16 protein-coding genes and 1 pseudogene are annotated in these 16626 nt (G+C 61.3%); 13 read left to right on the forward strand and 4 right to left on the reverse strand.

The genetic code is table 11. The annotated features are described in order from the left end of the window. Positions 1–63: 63 nt before the first annotated feature. From BSY16_RS23690 to BSY16_RS23720, 7 genes and pseudogenes are all read left to right on the forward strand, one after another. Entirely contained in the window at positions 64–738 is a 675-nt protein-coding gene (locus BSY16_RS23690; protein WP_069062286.1) for a cysteine hydrolase family protein, read from the forward strand. After that, entirely contained in the window at positions 735–1037 is a 303-nt protein-coding gene (locus tag BSY16_RS23695; protein ID WP_069062287.1) for a GYD domain-containing protein, read from the forward strand. The genes BSY16_RS23690 and BSY16_RS23695 overlap by 4 nt, the downstream gene beginning before the upstream one ends. Positions 1038–1177: 140 nt before the next feature. Continuing rightward, positions 1178–1996 carry a transporter substrate-binding domain-containing protein gene (locus tag BSY16_RS23700; RefSeq protein ID WP_083243093.1) on the forward strand — a complete coding sequence of 273 codons (819 nt, stop codon included), beginning with the start codon at positions 1178–1180 and terminating at the stop codon, positions 1994–1996. A gap of 16 nt (positions 1997–2012) precedes the next feature. After that, on the forward strand, positions 2013–2690 hold the full coding sequence (locus BSY16_RS23705) for an amino acid ABC transporter permease (RefSeq protein ID WP_069062288.1): 678 nt from the start codon (positions 2013–2015) through the stop codon (positions 2688–2690). A 24-nt stretch (positions 2691–2714) separates the two neighbouring features. Beyond that, positions 2715–3455, forward strand: coding sequence for an amino acid ABC transporter ATP-binding protein (locus tag BSY16_RS23710; RefSeq protein ID WP_150130124.1), 741 nt, complete (start codon positions 2715–2717; stop codon positions 3453–3455). Positions 3456–3466: 11 nt separating this feature from the next. Then, positions 3467–4189, forward strand: coding sequence for an MBL fold metallo-hydrolase (locus BSY16_RS23715; protein ID WP_069063673.1), 723 nt, complete (start codon positions 3467–3469; stop codon positions 4187–4189). A gap of 79 nt (positions 4190–4268) precedes the next feature. Then, positions 4269–4927 (forward strand): annotated as a pseudogene (locus BSY16_RS23720) (Gfo/Idh/MocA family protein); the annotation flags it as partial. A 158-nt stretch (positions 4928–5085) separates the two neighbouring features. Here BSY16_RS23720 and BSY16_RS23725 read toward each other — a convergent pair. From BSY16_RS23725 to BSY16_RS23735, 3 genes are read right to left on the reverse strand one after another with little or no spacing between them, the layout of a single operon-like run. Beyond that, positions 5086–5895: a TIGR01459 family HAD-type hydrolase gene (locus tag BSY16_RS23725; RefSeq protein WP_286157332.1), complete on the reverse strand. Its 810-nt coding sequence runs from the start codon at positions 5893–5895 to the stop codon at positions 5086–5088. A 29-nt stretch (positions 5896–5924) separates the two neighbouring features. Continuing rightward, on the reverse strand, positions 5925–7202 hold the full coding sequence (locus BSY16_RS23730) for an FGGY-family carbohydrate kinase (RefSeq protein WP_069062291.1): 1278 nt from the start codon (positions 7200–7202) through the stop codon (positions 5925–5927). Continuing rightward, positions 7199–8281, reverse strand: a complete 1083-nt coding sequence (locus BSY16_RS23735; RefSeq protein ID WP_069062292.1) for a class II aldolase/adducin family protein — start codon at positions 8279–8281, stop codon at positions 7199–7201. Before BSY16_RS23735 ends, BSY16_RS23730 begins: the two co-directional genes overlap by 4 nt. 196 nt (positions 8282–8477) lie before the next feature. Here BSY16_RS23735 and BSY16_RS23740 point away from each other — a divergent pair, with 196 nt between their 5' ends. The 6 genes from BSY16_RS23740 to BSY16_RS23765 all read left to right on the forward strand — a co-directional run bounded on the left by BSY16_RS23740 (position 8478) and on the right by BSY16_RS23765 (position 15205). Then, on the forward strand, positions 8478–9257 hold the full coding sequence (locus BSY16_RS23740) for a DeoR/GlpR family DNA-binding transcription regulator (protein WP_069062293.1): 780 nt from the start codon (positions 8478–8480) through the stop codon (positions 9255–9257). Further along, positions 9254–10657, forward strand: coding sequence for an FGGY-family carbohydrate kinase (locus BSY16_RS23745; protein WP_069062294.1), 1404 nt, complete (start codon positions 9254–9256; stop codon positions 10655–10657). The genes BSY16_RS23740 and BSY16_RS23745 overlap by 4 nt, the downstream gene beginning before the upstream one ends. Then, on the forward strand, positions 10654–12195 hold the full coding sequence (locus tag BSY16_RS23750; protein WP_069062295.1) for a sugar ABC transporter ATP-binding protein: 1542 nt from the start codon (positions 10654–10656) through the stop codon (positions 12193–12195). The genes BSY16_RS23745 and BSY16_RS23750 overlap by 4 nt, the downstream gene beginning before the upstream one ends. Before the next feature lie 36 nt (positions 12196–12231). Further along, on the forward strand, positions 12232–13215 hold the full coding sequence (locus tag BSY16_RS23755; protein WP_069062296.1) for an ABC transporter permease subunit: 984 nt from the start codon (positions 12232–12234) through the stop codon (positions 13213–13215). Positions 13216–13283: 68 nt separating this feature from the next. Beyond that, positions 13284–14222, forward strand: a complete 939-nt coding sequence (locus BSY16_RS23760) for an ABC transporter substrate-binding protein (RefSeq protein WP_069062297.1) — start codon at positions 13284–13286, stop codon at positions 14220–14222. 86 nt (positions 14223–14308) lie between these two features. Next, the gene (locus tag BSY16_RS23765; protein WP_069062298.1) at positions 14309–15205 is read left to right on the forward strand and encodes a sugar phosphate isomerase/epimerase family protein; all 897 of its coding nucleotides are present in this window, start codon (positions 14309–14311) and stop codon (positions 15203–15205) included. A gap of 351 nt (positions 15206–15556) precedes the next feature. On the opposite strand, the gene BSY16_RS23770 is transcribed toward BSY16_RS23765, so the two are convergent. Further along, positions 15557–16507: a hypothetical protein gene (locus BSY16_RS23770; RefSeq protein WP_150130125.1), complete on the reverse strand. Its 951-nt coding sequence runs from the start codon at positions 16505–16507 to the stop codon at positions 15557–15559. Between the last annotated feature and the right edge of the window lie 119 nt (positions 16508–16626).

The raw sequence follows: 16626 nt of genomic DNA on the forward strand, positions 1-16626 counted from the left end.
GATTTTAAATTGATTTTTTCAAATTGTTAAGGGTGCTATCCAGCGACAAAGAGGAGTTTGTTCATGATCTCGGCGAAACCATTCAACTATCCCTATGACGGCAATCTCGATGCGCGCAAGACGGCGCTTATCGTCGTCGACTTGCAAGAGGATTTCCTCTCCACCACGGGCTATTTCGCCCGGCAGGGGTATGACCCCGCACCGCTTCGCGCGATCCTTCCCGCAGTGAATCAGCTCATTGCCGCCTGCCGCGACGCGGGCATCCAGATCATTCACACGCGGCAGGGGTATCGCGAAGACCTCGCGGACATGACCCCTTACGAAAAATGGCGCCGGCAGCGGTCGGGCCTCGAGGGTACGACTGCGCTGTTGCGGTCCAGCCCCGGCTTCCAGATCGTTCCCGAACTCGACGTGCGCCCGCAGGACATCATTGTCGACAAGACCTGCAACAGCGCCTTCACCTACACCGATTTCGAACATGTCCTGCGTGCGCAGGGCATCACGCATCTGCTGTTTACCGGCTGCACCACCGACGTCTGCGTTCACACGACGCTGCGCGAAGCCTGCGACCGCAATTTCCAGTGCCTGACGATCTCCGACGCCTGCGCCAGCGGCGACCAATATGCCCACGAGGCCGCCCTGCACATGGTCACCGTCGAGAACGGCATTTTTGGTGCGCTGACGGATACCGAAGCGGTGCTGGAAGGTCTGGAAAAGCTTGGAAAACCCACGAAATGAGTGAAGTCCAGAAATATGTTTCCCTGATGCGCCTCACGCAGAAGGGGCTCGTCGAACTGACCGATAGCGCGAAGCGCCGAAAGGTCAGCGAGGATCGTGTGGCAGCACTCGGCGGGCGGTCGATCGCCTTTTACGCCCTGCTTGGAACCTATGATTTCATGCAGGTTTTCGAGATGCCAAGCAATGAAGCGATGATGCAATACGTGCTCACGGCGCGCCGGGACGGACATGTCGAGCCGCTCATTCTCCCCGCATTCGATACCGAGACATACGGCCAGATTCTCAATGCCGTGGGCTAGGTAGAAAGTTTAGTTTTTCTGCTTAAATGCAGCGAAAACATTTAGCTTGTCTCCAATTTACCTTCGTATACGACTTCACAAAGCGTCAATGCAAGAAGCCAAAACAAGGGAACACGACTATGACGAAAGCAACACTGGGAATGAAACCGTCTCTTCTGGCAGGCACCGTGCTTGCCGCAATGCTCGGCGCGGGCACGGCTCTTTCGGCCGACCAGAAGCCCGATTTCGTATCGGGCGGCGTCTTGAAGGTCTGCACCAGCGGTGAATTCCCGCCGATGGAATATTATGAAAATCCGGGCGACAAGGACCTTGTCGGCTTCGAGATCGATGTCATGGACGCGATCGCCAAAGGATGGGGCGCAAAGGCGGAGTATGTCGTCGGCGACTTCAAGGGCCTGCTGCCGTCGCTCGATTCCAAGCGCTGCGACCTTGTCGCGAGCGGCATCATGATCACGCCGGCTCGTCTCGAAAGATACGACGGCATCCCGTATTTCGGCTCGCATGTCGTCATGGTCACCGCGGCGAGCGACACGGAAACGAAAGTCCCGGCCGATGTCAGCGGCAAGATCATGGCGATCGAAGCCGGCACGACCTATGAAAAGACGGTTGCCGATCTGAACGCCGAACTCGAAGCCGCCGGAAAGGCGCCGATCCAGGCGCAGACCTATCCGTCCGCATCCGGCGTCATCGAGCAGATCCTGGTCGGTCGCGCGACTGCGACGATCACGCAGGATACGACAGCTGCCTATCGCATGCTTCAGGTGCCGGGCCGACTGGCCATTCCCTACACCTACGAGGAAAGCGAGAACTACGGCATCTATCTGCGCAAAAGCGATGGCGACCGTCAGATGCTAGAGGACGCGATCGAGACCCTGCAGGCGAGTGGCGAGATGAAGGAGTTCCTCAAGAAGTGGAACCTGCCGGAAACCTCGACCGACGTTTCCCACGACGTAAACTGACGATAGGCGGTCTCCGTTGTTCCAGCTCGATCTCTTCCTGCAGGCGATCTTCAGTGTCCCCCTTTTCAAGGGGGCACTCCTGACGATCGGCCTCTCGCTCTGTGTCATGGCCGTGTCTCTCGCGCTCGGCATGGGGCTTGGTTCCTTGGCCGGCTCGCCGCGTCGCTCCGTCCGGTGGCTGGTGACGCTCTATGTCTGGCTGTTCCGCGGAGCGCCTGCACTGCTCGTGCTGCTGTTCGTGTGGAACGGTTTGCCGCAGATCTCCGAAATCTTTCGTGCCGGCTGGTTCACGCCCTTCGTCGCGGCGTTCCTGGCGCTGTCGCTAATCCAGATCGCCTATCTGGCGGAGATCCTCCGAAGCGCCTTCGCCGCAGTCGGCCGCGGGCAGCAGGAGGGTGCGGCGGCGCTCGGCATGCATCGCTGGCAGATCTTTCTGGTCATCACCATGCCGCAGGCGCTCAGGATCGCGGTTCCCGCGCTGATGAACGAGTTCATCTCGCTGTTGAAGACCACATCGCTTGCGACCGTGATCTCGCTGAAGGAGCTGATGACCGTCTCGCAGTTCGCCATCGCAACCAGCTTCCGGTTCCTCGAATGGTATGGCGCGGCCCTTGTCTACTACCTCGTCATCGTTTCGCTGCTGACGCTCGCCCAGAACCGCATCGAACATGTGCTTTCGCGCGGCTATCGCTGATCGCCGCAAACCCACGGGTTGGATATGAACACGCAAACCGCAATTCAGGCTGCCGGCGTCAACAAATGGTACGGCGCCTTCCAGGTCCTTAAGGGCATCGATCTCACGGTGAACAAGGGGGAACGCATCGTCATCTGCGGCCCGTCGGGCTCGGGAAAATCGACGCTGATCCGCTGCATGAACCGTCTGGAAGTGCATCAGGAAGGCACGATTGCCGTCAACGGCGTCGAACTCACCAACCAGCTGAAGCGCATCGATCGCGTGCGGAGCGACGTGGGCATGGTCTTCCAGCACTTCAACCTGTTCCCGCACCTGACTGTTCTGGAAAACTGCACGGTCGCCCAGCGCTGGGTGCGCAAGCTGTCGAAGAAGCAGGCGACCGAGATCGCCATGAAATACCTCGAACGTGTGCACATTCCGGAAAAGGCCGACAAGTATCCGGGCCAGCTTTCCGGCGGCCAGCAGCAGCGCGTCGCCATCGCGCGCGCGCTTTGCATGAACCCGAGCATCATGCTGTTCGACGAGCCGACCTCGGCGCTTGATCCCGAAATGGTCAAGGAGGTCCTAGACACGATGATCTCGCTTGCCGCCGACGGCATGACGATGGTGTGCGTCACCCATGAGATGAATTTTGCGCGCGAGGTTGCCAGCGAAGTGGTCTTCATGGATGGCGGTCAGATCATCGAGCGCAACAAGCCCGACATCCTGTTTTCCGCGCCGACGCACGAACGCACGAAGCGCTTCCTCGGCAAGCTCTTGCATTGAAGGAGGTCATCTTGAACAACGAGAACTGGTTTTCGAAGGAAGCGATCTCGGACCGGCTGACCCGGATTTGCGAGCCGCATGTCCATTCCTTTTTCCGTGCCAACATGTTCCACGTCGTCGGCAAGGATGCCGACCTAGTTATCGATTTCGGCATGGGTCTCGCCGATCTCGGGTGCGCATTGGATATACCCTCGGGCAAACCCGTGCTGGCGGTGGCGACCCACGTTCACGTCGATCATGTCGGCTCGTTCCACGAATTCGAGATCCGCCTGGGCCACAAAGCCGAAGCCGAGGCCTTCGCGCTCATGCCGGATGCGGATACGCTCGCCGACTATTTTCGCACCCAGCCGGACGCCCTGACCGGGGTGCCGCCCACCGGCCTGACGCCGGAAGCATACACGATTTCAACCGCACCGCTCACCACGATCCTCGCGGAGAACGACTTCATCGATATCGGTGATGCCTGCTACACGGTCCTGCATCTGCCAGGCCACTCTCCCGGCTCCATAGGCCTGCTCGACCAGAGGACGGGAGAATTCTTCAGCGGGGACGCCATATACGAGGGTGGCCTCGTGGATGATTTGCCTGGATGCAGCATCGAAGCCTACAAAGTCACCATGACGCGCCTGTCGGAGCTTGACGTTGACATCGTCCACGGCGGTCACGGAGTGATGTTTGGTAAGGATCGGCTGCATGAGATCGCCGTGCGCTATCTGGCTTCGAAGGAAGGGTGAAGACGTCTAATGGGCCAGCAATCAATCCTGAGCAATGCTCCGCTTTAGAGGCCCTCAATAATGCTCGCCGATCGTAGGGTATCCGAAGGGATCGCTGACCGAGCCCGTCGAGCTGACCGGCGCCAAGCAGGCCGTATGGCGGACCGATCCGTCCCGGTCGGGAGTGGGGGGCTCGGCCGACGATATCGGCTCACACGCCTATAATCTTGTCACCTTCGTTACCAGCCTGACGTTGGAAAGCATTGCAGCCGATCTCGTTTCCTTTGTCGAAGGCCGGCAATTGGATGGCAATGCCCGTGTCCTGCTGCGCTTCGAAGGCGGTGCAAAGGGGATGCTCTGGTGCAGCCAAATTCCACCGGGTCATGAAAATGGTCTTAGGATCCGTGTCTACGGCGACAAGGGGATATCGAATGGGTGCAGGCGGATCCGAACTATCTCTGGTTCATACCGTTCAACGAGCCGAAACGCCAGCTGACCCGGGCCGGTGCGGGGAGTGGACTGGCCGCGTTCCGTGTCAACCGCATCCCCTCCGGCCATCCGGAAGGTTATCTCCAAGAATTCGTAACGATCTACGCGGAAGCGGCCCGTGCCATCAACGCGAAGAGGAAGGGCGTCACGGTCGGAGACGATGTCATCCACCCGACCTTCGACGATGGTGTGATGGGCGTCGCATTCGTCGAAGCATGCGTCGCCTCATCGAAAAAGAACGGAGCCCGGGTGAAGCTCCGTTTGGAGTAGTGGCTGTTGGTTTCGGCAGGAGGCGGCTCCCCCGCGGCATATACAGGATAATGCGGCCGGCCCGCTCCCGGTGGTTAGTTGTCTGGCGATGGGTTCGTGATTCGATTCCTATCAACATCAAGGTCGCCTATTCCGATAAAATGCGGGTTGGTGATTCTTCAAACCCTGAAGCCTGGCATCAGAAAATCGGGACGCGCTCCATGCGTATCGCAGATCAAAGCGAGATCGCTTTCAGATTTGGTGGCAAGGATACCAGTGCGAACAAGGCAGGAGGCGAGGCCCGCGCCAGCGGCGCCTGCAATATCGTGTTCGATGCTGTCGCCGATGCAGAGAATGCGATCAGCGGCAATGTTGGGGACAAAGCATTGGGCCTGTTGGTATATCGCGGGATAGGGTTTTCCGAACCACCGGACCGGACCACCGAGCTCTTCGTATACGAGCGCGATGCTGCCAGCGCCTGGCGCCGTGCCGCCGCCCTTCACAAGTTTGTGCCGGTCGGGATTGGTGCAATAGCAGGACACCCTGCGTTCCGCAGCGTTCCTCAAATGATGCCGATAAGCTGAAAGCGGAACCCTCTCCGCTTCACTTCCCGATATGATAACGATATCGGCGCGCGTTGCATCCTCTGTGATTTCAAAGCCGAGCCGTTCGGCAAGGTTGCGATCGCCCCCGCTCGAAATCGTCAGGCATCGCGTGACACCGGCGTTCCCACCGGTCTCATGGGCGAGAATGCTATAGGCGACGTCGCCGGAGGTCAGGAAATGGTCGAAACCTGCCCGGTCAAAGCCGAGTTTGATCAAGCGCTCGGCGTTGTATTCGCCGCTGCGGCCGGAGTTTGAAAGGATGACAACGGTTTTTCCGAGTGCCTTCAGATGATGCAGTGCCGCATTGGCGCCGGGATATGCGCCTTCGTCGTCGCGCAGCACGCCGAACTGGTCAATGAAGAAGGCGTCGTAGCGCGCCGCCAAGGCGGCAAGAGTGATGTGCTGTGCAGTCCTCAAGGCCAGCGATCCTTTCCGGCAAGAACAAGGGAAGCGGTACCGACGGATGCTTCGGCCGAGCGCGCCGAAAGAAAGGGAACCGCGAGCGTATTTTCCCGCATTCGCGTCCAGGCCGGATTGGCCGCGCCGCCGCCGACCGTGCGCACAGACAACAGTTTTGGACCACCCAGTTCTGCCAGCCGGTCATAGCCCGATTTTTCGATGGTGGTTATTCCCTCGAGAATTGCCTGGAAGAAGGTGACGTCATCGGCCGGGCGCGGGCTCAGCCGGGGCGGGTAGGTGGGGTCGTTGACAGGAAAACGCTCGCCTGCTGTTGCCAGCGGGTAGTAGGTGAAGCCGGTCGAAACGTCCGGCTGCAGTTGCGGTGTCATGGATTTCAGTTGGTCATCATCGAAGAATTTCCGGATGACCGCACCGCCCGCGTTCGACGCGCCGCCGGCAAGCCAGAAATCGAGGATGCGGTGCGAGTAAATTCCAAAGTTGGCCGCATTTATCGGCCGCGCGCATGCAAGTTTTACAACCAGCGTGGAGCCGAGCGCGGTGACGCCGTCGCCGACTGTGGAAGCGCCCGTAGCCAGGAAGGAGGCGCAGCCGTCCGTCGTCCCCGCGAAATAGCGGCATTCCGGTGGCAGGCCGAGGGCGAGCCCCCCTGCTGTGATCGTCGACAAGGGTGAGCCGGCCCGTTTGACCGCAGGCAGCAGGGCAATGTCCATTCCGCACGCTTCCAGCCAGTCGGGCCAACGTTCGGCAGCAAGATCGTAGCCGGTCTTGAGTGCATTGTTCTCGTCACTCGTCGCGCTGGCGAGACCGAGATTCATCACGATCCAGTCGGCCTGGTGCACGATTGCCTGCACGCCAGGTCGGCGGGACAGGTGGATCGCGCGAGCGAGCGCGGAGGTCGCCCCTCGCGCCGGACTGTCCGGGGGCGCCTCGGTGTCGATGCGCTCGACAATGGTGCGATCGGGGCAGGGATCGTTGTACAACATTGCCTCGCCCACAGGCATTCCGCGGGCATCGATCGCGACGACCGTTCCGGACGTGCCGTCAACGGCGACGCCTTCGAGTGACGCGAAGGCGTTGCGCGAGGCGAGTTCGGCAAGGCAAGACTTGACGCCGCTCCACCAGGTCGATGGCAATCGTGCGGCTGCGGCGTTCGGGAATGGGCAGGCAGCGATATCGATCAGGTTGCCGTCGTCGGACAGCAAGGCGGCGCGCACGCCGGAAGTGCCAAGGTCGATGCCAAGTGCGACGGCGGGCTTTCTGTCGGTGCTCATGCCTGTTTGCTTGCCTTGCGGTCGAGCGCCTGACGGTATTGTTCAGCCTCCCAGTGGGTCAGTTCATGCTCCTGATCGGGGCTGAGATAAGCCACCGATGCGCCATCTGGAATGCGGGAGACAACCTCTGCGAGGCAGCGCGCCATAACACGGCCGCCCGCAGTCAGTTCGTTGGCCAGCAGCACGCCGCGGCCGGGTGCAAGCAATATCTTCGGGACTGGAAGATCGCGCGAGCGGCGGGCCTCCCCATAGGCATTTGCCGTCTCTCCGTCGTCGAGCACACCGATCTCGGTGCCAAGGAAGATGACATGATCCGGATAGAGTGAACCGCGCGTCGCCACCGTCACGTTGGCCTGGCTGAGCGCCGTTTTGTGGCTGCCGGCATCCTCGGCCACGTGGAAGTCCGAACCGTCCGCCAGAGCTTGCAGCGCAACCAGATCGGCCTGCGCGGCCGCGCGCTCGTCGACGGACAGGGCGGCGGTAACGCGGGCGATGCGCTCACGCACCTCCTCCACGGTCTCGCCCGCTACGATGATGCCGTGGTTGTAGAGGATCAGCACGTCCGGTCGATTATCGGCAACGCGGTCGATCTCGTAGGCGAGTGGCGTACCCGGACGACGGTATGGGATGGTCGCCCAGGTCAGGTCGGGAAGTTTCGCCATATGTCCGGCAATGACGGCTTCGCGGTTTTCGAGCACCGAGAGCGCAATCGCGTTGACGCAGTGATAGTGGGCAACGACCGCCTGTGGCAGGGCGGCGTGAAAACTGGTCTCGATCGACGGACGCAGACCGGAGGCATTCAGTGCCGAAACAATGAAGTCGGTTGCCTTTTCGGCGCTTGGGTCGCCGGCCCGGAGCGCCGCCACCAATGGCGCCACGGTTACGGGCACCATGATGTCGCGCTCACCGGCATGGGCAAGCCAGGTGCCGGACGCCTTTACCCACATCATGCCATCGCGCTTGAACGAGGTGTTGCCGCCAGCACCTTGCGTCTTCAGAACGTCACTGCCGATTTCCCTCGAAAGACCGAGAAATGCGTCGAAGGCGGGAATGTCTTCCGCCCGAATGCCCGAAGCCATGCTGGCCTCCTCCTCTAGAAAATCCTGTCAGCCATCGTCGGCAATTCGCACTATGATGAGCAAACTTTTCTGTAGATCGTATTGATATGATCGAATGTCGTCAACAGTGAAGAAAATACGTCACATATCTTGATCGCATCGTATTAGTGTGATTATCTTCGTTCATCGGCGAGGGAGACGCCGGAGAGGAGCACCCGTGAACGACACCGAGCGCCACAAGGCTATCATCGACCTTTTGCGGGAAACGCCCTTTGCTTCGGTGCGCGATCTTCAGGAGCGTCTCGGCGCATCGCCCGCCACGATCCGTCGCGACATCGACAAGCTTCATGAATTGGGCCGGGCCCGGAAGGTCTATGGCGGGATTTCCGCCAGCGAGGCGGGCGACAGTGGTCGCCTTTCCGCAAGGCCCTACGACGAGAACCGCGACATCGCGGTCGAGGCAAAGCGGGCAATCGCCGCCGCCGCTGCGGATCTCGTGCGCGACGGCGACTCCATCATCGTGCATGCCGGCTCGACCTGCTATCAACTGGGCACTCTCCTGGCGCGGCGCAATCTTCGTGTCTGGACCAATTCGATGCCGCTTGCCGCTCATCTTGGCGAGCATGGCACTTGCCAGCTGTCGGTCGCCGGCGGCGAGCTCTACCGTGAGCCGGGCATTATCCACGACCCTTCGGCGGGATCCCCGGGCTTCTTCGCCTCGCGGTTCTTTGTCGGCACGCAGGGCATCAGCAGCAAGGGGCTGCTCGAGTCCCATCCGTTGCTCGTCAAGGTCATCGGCGAACTTGCGGCCTGCGCGGATGAGATCGTTCTGCTGGCCGACAGCCGTAAGTTCTCGATCCAGCCGCGCAACGTTGCCCTGCCTCTGTCGCGCATCGGAACGATCATCACGGATGACGGCCTGACCGATGCCGCCGCCAAGATGATGGAAGATGCCGGCGTCAGCATCGCGATCGCAACCACCGGGGGGGCAAATTGAGCCAGTCCCCCATCGCCGTCTTTGATCTCGGCAAGACAAACTCCAAGCTGTTCGTCGTTTCAGCCGAGGGCCGGGTGATCGACGAGGCGCGGACCCGCCCCGTCTGGCGCGAGCACGCGGATCTGCGCGTTCTGGATGATGCCGCTCTCTTTCGCTGGATGGAGGACGAGCTGGCGCGGGCCGTTGCGACGCACGGGGTCGATCGCATGATCTTCTCGGGGCATGGCTGCACCTTTGCGCTTGTTGCGGGCGATGCGCTCGTTCACGCAATCCTGGATTATGAGCAGGAGCCACCCGCTGACATCGCCAGCCGTATTGACGTGATGGCGCCCGAGTTCAACGAAACCTATTCGCCGCCGCTGCCGCTGGGGTTCAACTATGGACGGCATCTGCTGTGGCTGAACGAGCGCTACCCGGGCCTCATCGCCAAGGCTGATGCCATCCTCGCCTATCCGCAGTTCTGGACCTGGAAGTTTTCCGGCCGGCTTGTCTCGGAGGTTTCCTATCTCGGCTGTCATTCCAATCTTTGGGCGCCGCTGCAGGACGATTTCAGCAGCCTCGTCGATCGCATGGGCTGGCGCGGCCAGATGCCGGAATTCTCGCGCGCCGGCAGCGTCATTGGCGCGCATACGGTGACGCTCGACGACGGGCGCAGCACGAAGGTCGCGGTGCATAACGGCGTGCATGACAGCAATGCCGCGCTCCACTTCTACCGCTCGCTCGGGTTCTCGGATTTTACGCTGGTATCGACCGGCACCTGGGTCATCATCTTCAATCCGGCAAGTCCGCTTGAAAAGCTCGACGCCGCGCGCGACATGCTGGCCAATGTCACGGTCGACCATCAGCCGGTTGCGACCATCCGCTTCATGGGCGGTCGGGAATATGATGTTGCGAGCGGGGGCTGGACACAGCCGGTTTCTCCGGAGGCAGTGGCGGCAGTGATCGCCAAGCGTGCTTTTGCCCTGCCATCCTTCGCGCTCGGCGGGCCGATGCCGGGCCATGAAGGGCGTTTCGTCGGCCCGACGGTCGAAGGCGAGGAACAGGCGGCTGTCGCCATGCTCTATGTCGCGCTGATGACGGATCTGTCTCTCGACCTCATCGGCTCGGCCAATGCGATCGTCATCGATGGCGGCCTTGTGAAGACGGGACTTTATGCCTCCGTTCTGGCGACGCTTCGCTCGCAGCAAACCGTGCACACGAGCGCCAATCCGGAGGGTAGCGCCTTTGGTGCCGCTGCACTCGTCTTCGACGCGATTGGTCGCAATCCCTTCGTCAACGATTGCGTGATCGCCGAACCTGCACTGATGTCCGGCCTCGACGAATACCGGCGGGAATGGCGGCACCATGTCGATGCCATGACATCGGGTGAACCGACCTCGCGAAGGGAGAAGCGCGCATGACGGCAACCATGAACGGGCAGCGCGCGCTCCTGGAGATGCGGAATATCAGCAAGACCTTCGGTGTGTCGAAAGCGTTGTCGCAGGTGAGCCTTGCGGTCCATTCCGGCGAAGTGCACGCGTTGATGGGCGAGAACGGCGCGGGCAAGTCGACGCTGATGAAGATCCTGTCGGGCGCCTACACGGCCGATCCGGGCGGCTCGGTGCTGATCGACGGCGAGACAGTGACGCTCGGCGACCCGTTGAAGGCCAAGGCCTATGGCATTGCGGTCATCTATCAGGAACTTTCGCTCGCGCCGAACCTGACGGTGGCGCAGAACATGTTTCTCGGAAACGAGCCGTCGCGTTTCGGCGTTGCCGATCGCGCGGAAATGCGCCGCCGGGCAGAACCTATTCTCAAGCAGCTCGGCATCGGTTTCGACGCCTCCCGCCGTGTTGCGGAACTGTCGCTGGGCGAGCGGCAGATGGTGGAGATCGCCCGGGCGCTGACCACCAACGCCCGCATCATCGTCATGGACGAGCCGACGACGTCGCTGACGAGCCGCGAGACCGACAGGCTGTTCGACGTCATTGCCCGTCTCAAGGCCGATGGCATCGCCATCATCTATATCAGCCACCGCATGGAGGAGGTCTATCAGCTCTCCGACCGGGTGAGCGTGCTGCGCGACGGCGCCTATGTCGGCACCCTCGACCGCGCGGATCTTTCCGCCAGCAAGCTCGTCTCGATGATGGTCGGCCGGGATCTCTCGTCCTTCTACAAGAAGGAGCACCGGCAGGCCGCAGGCGAACGCGCGGCGGTGCTTTCGGTCGAAAAGATCGGCGACGGTATCAAGGTGCACGATTGCTCGTTCGAGGTGCGCGCCGGCGAAGTGCTCGGCATTGCCGGTCTCGTCGGCTCGGGGCGCACGGAACTGGCACGCCTCGTCTACGGCGCCGATAACCGGACCTCCGGTGACGTGATGCTGAACGGCAGGGCGCTTGCAATCAGCTCGCCACGTGACGCGCTGGACGCGGGTATCGCCTACCTCACCGAGGATCGCAAGGCGCTCGGCCTGTTCCTCGACATGTCGATCAGCGACAACATCAATATCGGCGTGATCGCCGATGATGCGAAGGCGGCCGGTGTGCGCAACTTCGCGCGAGCGCAAGAGCGGGCGTCGCATTCGGTGAAGTCGCTCTCGATCCGCACCGCAGGCACGCAAATCAATGTCGGTGCTCTGTCCGGGGGAAACCAGCAGAAAGTGCTGCTTGCGCGTCTGCTCGAGACGAAGCCCAAGGCCATCATTCTCGACGAACCGACACGCGGCGTCGATGTCGGCGCCAAGTCGGAAATCTACCGGATCATCGACGAACTCGCCCAGAACGGCATCGCCATCGTCGTCATCTCCAGCGATCTGCCGGAAATCCTCGGCATTGCCGACCGGGTGCTGGTCATGCGCGAGGGGCGGATCGCCGGTGAAGTGACAGGTTCGGCGGAAGCGCCGATCGAGCAGGAAGCGATCATGGCGCTTGCGACCGGCTCAGCCGGCCATGCGGCCTGATTGCGAAGACAGAAACGAAGAAGACGGGACGAAACCATGAGTGCAAGCGAAACCGAACAGGGCCGGATGGAAAAGCTGAAACTGCGCTCGACGCTGACGGCGCTCGGCATGCTGCCGGTCCTCGTGCTTCTGGCCATTGGCTTCCATCTGCTCAGCGGCCGGTTCCTCTCCGTCAACAACCTGTCGATCGTCATGCAGCAGGCATCGATCAACACGGTGCTGGCGGCCGGCATGACCTTCGTCATTCTGACGGGCGGCATCGACCTTTCCGTCGGCTCGATTCTCGCGGCCTCGGCCATGGTCGCGGTCATGGTTTCGCTGGTGCCGGATCTCGGCATGCTCGGCATTCCCGCAGCGATCGCGGCCGGCCTTGCCTGCGGCTTCCTCAACGGCGCGATCATCGCCTGGCTGAAACTGCCGCCCTTCATCGTGACGCTCGGCTCGCTGACCGCCATTCGCGGCGTGGCGCGCCTGCTCGGTGATGATACGACCGTCTTCAACCCGGACCTGCCGTTCGACTTCATCGGCAACGGCTCGCTGTTCGGCGTGCCGTGGCTCGCGGTGATCGCGATCGCAACGATTATCGCGTCCTGGTTCATTCTGAAGCGCACGGTGCTGGGCACCTGGATCTATGCCGTCGGCGGCAACTCCGAGGCGGCACGCCTCACCGGCATCAAGGTGCCTCTGGTGCTGCTCTTCGTCTACTCGATGTCGGGCCTGCTTTCCGGCCTTGGCGGCGCCATGTCGGCAGCCCGCCTCTATGCGGCCAACGGCCTCCAGCTCGGACAGGCCTACGAACTCGACGCGATCGCCGCGGTCATCCTCGGCGGCACCAGCTTCGTCGGCGGTGTCGGTTCCATCTGGGGCACGCTCATCGGCGCGCTGATCATCGCCGTCCTCTCCAACGGCCTCATCCTCGTCGGGGTTTCGGACATCTGGCAGTACATCATCAAGGGCCTCGTCATCATCGTCGCCGTCGGCCTCGATCGCTACAGGCTCAAAGGGCTTGGCCGGACGTGAGGTCTGGCTGAACGAACCGGTCGCAACCGGAGACAACGGCGCGACAAGCGCCACCAAAGGAGGAAAACATGCGTCTTATGTCCACGTTGCTCGTCGGCACCGCCATGGCTGCCGCGCTCGCCATGCCCGCAGCCGCCAAGGACCTCAACAAGATCGGCATTTCGGTCGGTCTTCTCGGCAACCCGTTCTTCGTCGCCACCATCAAGGGCATCGAGGACCGCGCCAAGGAAATCAATCCGAATGTCGAAGTCATCTCGGTCTCGGCCGACTACGACCTCAACAAGCAGGTCTCGCAGGTCGATAACTTCATTGCCGCCGGTGTCGACATCATCATGCTGAATGCCGTCGATGCAAAGGCCATTACGCCCGCCGTGAAGAAGGCGCAGGCCGCCGGCATCGTGGTCGCCGCCTTCGACGTCTCCGCCCCCGGCGCCGACGTCACCGTCATGACCAACAACGTCAAGGCCGGCGAAGAAGCCTGCAACTACATCGCCGACAAGCTTGGCAACAAGGGTGACGTCGTCATCATCAACGGCCCGGCCTCCTCCTCGATCCTCGAACGCGTTCAGGGCTGCAAGGATGCGCTCGGCAAACATGCCGACATAAAGATACTCTCCGACGACCAGAACGGCCAGGGCTCGCGCGACGGCGGCCTTGCCGTGATGCAGGGCCTGCTCACCCGCTTCGACAAGATCGACGCCGTCTTCGCGATCAACGATCCGACCGCGATCGGCGCCGAACTCGCCGCCAAGCAGCTGAACCGCAGCGAATTCTTCTTCACCGCCGTGGATGGCGCGCCGGATATCGAAACGTCGCTTGCCAGCGGCAATTCGATGATCAAGGCATCGGCATCGCAGGATCCCTATGTCATGGCCGGCCAGGCACTGAAGCTCGGCGTCGAGGTTCTGAACGGCACCAAGCCGGCTGAGCCGGTCGTTCTGCTCGATCCGCAGCTGATCACGGCTGATAACGTCAAGGATTACAAGGGCTGGACCGCAGCCCGCTAACCCTTCCTCCCAGACGGCCGGGCACGCAGGCGAAAGCGGCGTGCCCGGCCGACCTTCTTCAATCGATTTCAGAAAGCAGCCGAGATATGTCGAAAATCGGGGTCCATTCCTTCGTCTGGAGCGCTGGCTCCTCGCGCGGCGAGCTTGAAAAGGCGCTCGAGAACACGCACAGGCTTGGCTACAAGCTCATCGAATTCTCCTATCTCGATCCGCAGCAGGTCGATGTGAAATGGCTTGCCAGCCGCATTCGGGAACTCGGCCTCGACGTGGCGATCAGCATGGGGCTTCCGCCGGAAGGCGATATTTCGAGCGATGACGCCTCGGTGGTCGCCAACGGCACGGATATTCTCGACAGGGCGGTGGCGCTCGTGCGCGATCTCGGCGGCACGAAGCTCGCCGGCATCTTGAGTTCCGCACACGGCAAGCAGGAACATGCGCTGACCCGCAAAAGCTGGGACACCAGCGTCTCGGCACTCTCCAAGGTGGCGGACAGAGCCAGGGCCGCCGGCGTCACGCTCAATCTGGAGATCGTCAACCGCTTCGAAAGCAATATGTTGAACACCGCGGCGCAGGGCATGGCCTATATCCTCGATACGGGCGCATCGAACGTGCTGCTGCATCTCGATACCTTCCACATGAACATCGAGGAGGCCGATGTCGGCCTCGCCATCCGTCACGCCGCCGACAAGATCGGCTATATCCATATCGGTGAAAGCCACCGTGGTTACCTCGGCACTGGCACCATCGATTTTGCCGCGATCTTCGATGCACTAGTGGCGATCGGCTGGGACGACTATGTCACCTTCGAATCTTTTTCCACGACGATCGTCGACAAGGACCTGTCGCTGAAGACGGCGATCTGGCGCAATCTCTGGGACGACAACATTGCACTCGCCCGCCACGCCCACTGTTTCATCGAGCTGGGTCTGGAGACGGCGCGTCTCAAGGGCGAGCTCGTTTGCCAAGCCCACCTCCCCATCTAGCGGTTCAGACCTCATTTGGATCACCTACCAGCCATTGCTCGTGATGCCGGCTGTAAGGTACCTAAGCGAAGCAACTCCCACGAGTCTGATCAGATGAAAAAGCTCCAGTCGGATTGGCCTGTGAGCTTCGATTGGATTGGCGGCGCAACGTCAACTCTCAGACTCGGCATCATCAGCTCCATCGCAATGCGCCGCCGTAGAGCTCGACAAGCTCTTTTGATATGCTCAAGGCGGCAGCCGTCGCTAGGGACGGTCTCGTCAATCGACTCGGGTTCGAAAAGTATTGAAGTGACGGGAGCCCGCGCTTGCGGCGAGTGGGTGTCAGAGTTCGGGTCAGCGGTTCGACTCCCATCAAGAGCTTTGAACGAGGCGAGATTTTTCGATGTCGTTCAAAGGCCCTTCCTGCAAACAACCGCAAGCAATCGCTATGGCTCGAAACTTGACACCTTGCCATTTTGCATAGTCCAATAGCAGAGTTGGTGAGACCGAGAGATCTCCCTGATTGCCCGGCAGGCTCCAGACCAGCAATCCTTCCGCCCGCGCCCGCGAAAACACTCTCTGGACATGACCTCGCGACAAGGTGTGCCGGGTTGAGACCTCACTTGCGCGGAGCGGGCCGAGACGGATCGGCTCGGCCATGCTCGCGATGTCGGCGGGCAAGTGGCAGATGAGTTCGTGAAGGATGTTGCTCCCTGATTCCGTGCGCACGAACAGGTCCACGCTTGCCGGCGGCTCCGCCCAGGCCGGATCGAAGACCAGAGCGCGAATGGCCAGCGGGTGGATGCTGGCCAGCAGGTGCGGATTCCCGCCAAGCGTCGCGAGGCGGTCGCCACCATCCATCCGGTCGAGGGCCGAAAGATGGCTTTCCAGCCACTGGCCGACCAGCGCCTCGCCGTATGGGCTGAGTTGCAGCGGCTTGACGCGCTTGTCCCGGCTTTCCAGCGGTACGAGCAGTCCGTAGGCACGCATTTCCGCAAGATGCGCTGTCAACGTGTTCTTGCTGAAGGGTTGGCGTTCGGCGAAGAAATCGATCAGCGATCCGGCGGTGAGCGGCGGCCGTGTATCATCGTGCTTCCGCTCGAAATGCAAGGCGACAATAGCCTGGGTGATCAGCCATTTCTGCATGCTGGCGACATACCGGACCACGCGCGGCGCGGTGTCGTGCATAGCAAGCAACTGTTCCGCCGCATCGCGCAAGACGGCAAAAAATGTCGAATCGCCATTCCATTTCATCTGGCTGAAATCACTTTTCGTATCTGCGGATCGCGTTTCATAGCTGCCGTTTATGGCATGCGTTTCCACCTTCCTACCAGCGCAACGTCACGTCGGCATGTCACGGCGCCCGTCGGGTGACTCAATTTTGGGTGCACTGGGGTAACACCCGCTTCTTCGATTGATCCCACGTTCTCCCTCTCGCTATG

The organism is Sinorhizobium sp. RAC02 (genome assembly GCF_001713395.1).
Classification (GTDB): Bacteria; Pseudomonadota; Alphaproteobacteria; order Rhizobiales; family Rhizobiaceae; genus Shinella.

Coding starts and splice junctions, on each gene's coding strand:
- BSY16_RS23710 (WP_150130124.1), top strand. CDS start 2,715: ATGAACACGCAAACCGCAATTCAGGCTGCCGGCGTCAACAAATGGTAC.
- BSY16_RS23730 (WP_069062291.1), bottom strand. CDS start 7,202: ATGAGCACCGACAGAAAGCCCGCCGTCGCACTTGGCATCGACCTTGGC.
- BSY16_RS23700 (WP_083243093.1), top strand. CDS start 1,178: ATGAAACCGTCTCTTCTGGCAGGCACCGTGCTTGCCGCAATGCTCGGC.
- BSY16_RS23765 (WP_069062298.1), top strand. CDS start 14,309: ATGTCGAAAATCGGGGTCCATTCCTTCGTCTGGAGCGCTGGCTCCTCG.
- BSY16_RS23755 (WP_069062296.1), top strand. CDS start 12,232: ATGAGTGCAAGCGAAACCGAACAGGGCCGGATGGAAAAGCTGAAACTG.
- BSY16_RS23695 (WP_069062287.1), top strand. CDS start 735: ATGAGTGAAGTCCAGAAATATGTTTCCCTGATGCGCCTCACGCAGAAG.
- BSY16_RS23735 (WP_069062292.1), bottom strand. CDS start 8,281: ATGGCTTCGGGCATTCGGGCGGAAGACATTCCCGCCTTCGACGCATTT.
- BSY16_RS23690 (WP_069062286.1), top strand. CDS start 64: ATGATCTCGGCGAAACCATTCAACTATCCCTATGACGGCAATCTCGAT.
- BSY16_RS23750 (WP_069062295.1), top strand. CDS start 10,654: ATGACGGCAACCATGAACGGGCAGCGCGCGCTCCTGGAGATGCGGAAT.
- BSY16_RS23760 (WP_069062297.1), top strand. CDS start 13,284: ATGCGTCTTATGTCCACGTTGCTCGTCGGCACCGCCATGGCTGCCGCG.